The sequence below is a fragment of the Mycobacterium sp. genome, assembly GCF_050701675.1.
Taxonomy (GTDB): Bacteria; Actinomycetota; Actinomycetes; order Mycobacteriales; family Mycobacteriaceae; genus Mycobacterium.
Genome location: NZ_JBOGDD010001340.1, coordinates 1 through 2,785, shown reverse-complemented (window position 1 = coordinate 2,785; position 2,785 = coordinate 1). Strand labels below are relative to the sequence as shown.

General features: G+C 68.6%; 4 protein-coding genes. 2 read left to right on the top strand and 2 right to left on the bottom strand.

Annotated features, from left to right (window positions below):
• Together ACRDUX_RS41530 and ACRDUX_RS41525 are read right to left on the bottom strand one after the other, a co-directional pair.
• A partial coding sequence (locus ACRDUX_RS41530) for a hypothetical protein (RefSeq protein ID WP_526423517.1) occupies window positions 1–124 on the bottom strand: 124 nt, incomplete at its 3' end.
• 9 nt (window positions 125–133) lie between these two features.
• Entirely contained in the window at window positions 134–1,033 is a 900-nt protein-coding gene (locus ACRDUX_RS41525; RefSeq protein ID WP_526423515.1) for an iron-sulfur binding domain-containing protein, read from the bottom strand.
• A 25-nt stretch (window positions 1,034–1,058) separates the two neighbouring features.
• Here ACRDUX_RS41525 and ACRDUX_RS41520 point away from each other — a divergent pair, with 25 nt between their 5' ends.
• Together ACRDUX_RS41520 and ACRDUX_RS41515 are read left to right on the top strand one after the other, a co-directional pair.
• A complete protein-coding gene (locus ACRDUX_RS41520) occupies window positions 1,059–1,679 on the top strand; it encodes a carbonic anhydrase (RefSeq protein WP_526423513.1) in 621 nt (206 codons plus the stop codon).
• 60 nt (window positions 1,680–1,739) lie between these two features.
• Window positions 1,740–2,522 (top strand): hypothetical protein, encoded by a 783-nt coding sequence (locus ACRDUX_RS41515; protein ID WP_526423511.1) that lies wholly within the window; start codon window positions 1,740–1,742, stop codon window positions 2,520–2,522.
• Window positions 2,523–2,785 lie beyond the last annotated feature (263 nt).

The window sequence follows — 2,785 nt, the reverse complement described above, 5'->3', positions numbered from 1 at the left end:
GTACGAAGGGTCCCGGCATGGCGACCAGGTCCACCGGTCCGTCGCCGATCACCTGGTAGGCGATGTCCAGATCGCCCCGCGACGCGTACCGGGTCCGCGGAGCCCGCGAAACTCTTGCGGCCACCCTCCCAGGCTAGTTCACCAGGCCGTTCAGTGGCCTGGCTTCACCACCTTCTCCGCTGAGCGCGAACAGGCCGTCGGGGGTCTGCTCGACCAGACCGTCGGCCAGCAACGAGACGAGCGCCCGATCGCGTTGCGCCGGGTCCGACAGCCAGGCCACGTCCAACTGCGCTCTGTCGACCGGAGCGTCGTTGGCCCGCAACACATCCAACAACCGTCCGCGAACCTGGCGATCGGTGCCCGCGTAGCGCTGGACCCGGCGGGTGGGCTCAGTCGACGGCGGGAAGCCGGCCGACCGCCAGGCGCAGACGCTGAGCGGACACACTCCGCAGCGGGGTGAACGAGCCGTGCACACGGTCGCGCCGAGCTCCATCAATGCCGCCGAAAAACGTGGTGCGCGTGAGTCATTGGGAATCAGCGCGTCGACGTCGGCGAGATCGCGGACGCTGGAAGGCGAGTCCGCCCTCCCATGCACGGCCCTGGCGACGACCCGTCGGACGTTGGTGTCGACGACGGGCACCCGCTTGCCGTAGGCGAAACACGCGATCGCCCGTGCCGTGTACGTGCCTATGCCCGGGAGTGCGAGCAAAGCGTCCACGTCGTCGGGCACCACGTCGCCGTGCTCGGTCGCGATCACCGTCGCGCACTCGTGCAACCGCTTTGCCCGGCGTGGGTAACCGAGCTTGCCCCATGCGCGCAACACGTCGGCCGCGCTTGCCGCTGCGGTGGCGGACGGCGTCGGCCACCGGGCCACCCAGTCGCGCCAGATCGGCTCGACCCTGGCGACGGGCGTCTGCTGCAGCATGAACTCGCTGACCAGAATCTGCCAGGCCGAGACTCCCGGCCGCCGCCACGGCAGGTCGCGCTGCGCACGCTCGTACCAGCGCAGCAGTTCACTCGGATCGACCGTCAACTCCGACTCCGTGCACAATGTGCCCATGCCCAACTCGAACCCGATATCCGCCTGGAAAGCACTGAAGGAGGGTAACGAGCGATTCGTCGCCGGCCAGCCGGCGCATCCCAGCCAAAGCATCGCGGACAGGGCACGACTCGCCCACGGGCAAAAGCCCACCGCCGTGGTCTTCGGCTGCGCCGACAGCCGGGTGGCCGCCGAGATCATCTTCGATCAAGGCCTCGGCGACATGTTCGTGGTGCGCACCGCGGGTCACGTCGCCGACTTGGCCGTGCTCGGTTCGATCGAATATGCGGTCTCGGTGCTCGACGTGCCGCTGATCGTGGTGCTCGGCCACGACAGCTGTGGAGCGGTTCGAGCGGCGCTCTCGGCGATCGACGACGGCGAGGTGCCCGGCGGCTACGTACGCGACATCGTGGAGCGAGTGACCCCGTCGATCCTGCTCGGGCGCAGTGCCGGGCTCACGCGTGTCGACGAGTTCGAGGCGCGGCACGTGAACGAAACGGTGGCCCAGCTGCGGGTGAGGTCCGTGGAGATCGCTCAGCGCATCCAGGAGGGCAGGCTCGCGATCGTCGGGCTCACCTACCACCTGGCCGATGGCCGGGTGGTTCTGCGGGATCATTTGGGCGATATCGGCGAAGGCTGACGCGCGACACGCCGAGCAAGGTCGGACGCTATGGCGTGACCTGCCCTTACCGTGGTATTCGTGCTGGAAACCGAACCGCCTGGCCCGTTGCCGCCGGAGATCTACCGGCGCCGGCGGTTTCTGGCGTTGGGGGTCGGGGCGCTAGTCCTCGTCATCGTGATCGTCATCGCCATCGTGGTCTTCAGTAACAGCACCGGCGGAGACGCTCCGGCTCAACAGGCCGCCACGTCCAGCGCCCCTACCCCGCTTCCCGGTGAGAACCCCGAGGTCAAGACCCCCATTCTGCCGCCTGCCCAGCAGGCGCCGCCCCCGACTCCGACACCCGTCTCGGCTGTGGTTCCGCCCCCGGTCCTCAAGGAGGGCGACGACTGCCCCGACTCCACGTTGGCGGTCAAGGGCATCACGAGTCAGCCCGACTACGTCGTCGGCGACCAGCCGAAGTTCACGATGGTCGTCACCAACATCGGTCTGGTGGCGTGCAAGCGCGACGTCGGCGCCGCCGTGCTCGCGGCCTACGTCTACGGCCTGGACAACAACCGCCTGTGGTCCAATCTCGACTGCGCGCCGTCCAACGAGACGCTCGTCAAGACGTTCAACCCGGGTGAGCAGGTGACCACGGAGGTCACCTGGACCGGAATGGGATCGGCGGCGAACTGCCCGCTGCCGCGTCAGCCGATCGGACCCGGCACCTACAACCTGGTGGTGCAACTCGGCAACCTGCGTTCGACGACGGTGCCGTTCGTCCTTGCCGAACCGGCTGCGCCCGCGCCGGGCGATGCTCCGCCCGCCGCAGATGCCCCGCCGCCCGCGGAGGAGACTCCTGCGCCAGTCCCAGCGGGCTGAGATCAGCTGCCCCGTGGGACAACGCCAAGGCTGAATCCTTCCGGGCCGCAACCGCCAAACCCACGCATCAGGCCCTCCCCGCTTGACGGGAAGGGCCTGATGTATTCCTGCGGCTACGCCTTCTTCGCCTTCTTGCCGGTGGGCTCCGAGACGGAGGCCTTCTTGCCGGTGGGCTCCGAGACGGAGGCCTTCTTGCCGGTGGGCTCGGAGACGGAAGCCAATGCTCCGGCAACGGTCGGCTGAGCGGCCTCACTGTGTGCGGC